This is a genomic window from Pseudomonas sp. IPO3778, from assembly GCF_013386825.1.
In the GTDB taxonomy this organism is placed as follows: Bacteria; Pseudomonadota; Gammaproteobacteria; order Pseudomonadales; family Pseudomonadaceae; genus Aquipseudomonas.
The window spans coordinates 1-438 of the sequence record NZ_JACARC010000140.1 but is presented as its reverse complement, the minus strand read 5'-3'; the positions used below and the strand labels follow the sequence as shown (position 1 = coordinate 438).

Below are 438 nucleotides of genomic sequence, written 5' to 3'. Positions count from 1 at the left end.
GGCCGGTGCCATCGGCATCGTCCGCCCCTGGTCAGTTATTAACCGAGACCCTGGCAGGCGCCCAAATGCGCACCCAGTTTCCCGGTGGCGCACTGTCCGCCACCAGTAACGTGCTGGGTCAGACCACTGAAGGTGTTCCGCTCAAGCGCGGTTTTTTCGCAGGGGTGAACGCGCACTTTCATCCGTTGGACAGCCTCAAGGAAATGGGCAAGGGCATTCAGCATCACTTCACCGGTCGCCAGGGCCTGGAAAGCGTCTACACCGAAAACAAACACCTGCACGAGCAACTCAAGGCGCTTTCCCAGGCCAGGCCGGTTCCCGGCGATATTCAGTCGCGCCTGGAAACCCTGAGCCAGTCGGGGCCGCGCGAGGCGTTGGCCAAGGCCATCAGTGAAGCACTGGCCAAGGTGGAAAAAGACAGCAAGTCTGCGGCGCAAC

1 protein-coding gene is annotated in these 438 nt (G+C 61.4%); it reads left to right on the top strand.

From position 1 onward, the window contains the following. Nucleotides 1-65: 65 nt before the first annotated feature. On the top strand, nt 66-438 hold a 373-nt coding region (locus tag HX855_RS32935; RefSeq protein ID WP_178948078.1), incomplete at its 3' end, for an AvrE-family type 3 secretion system effector.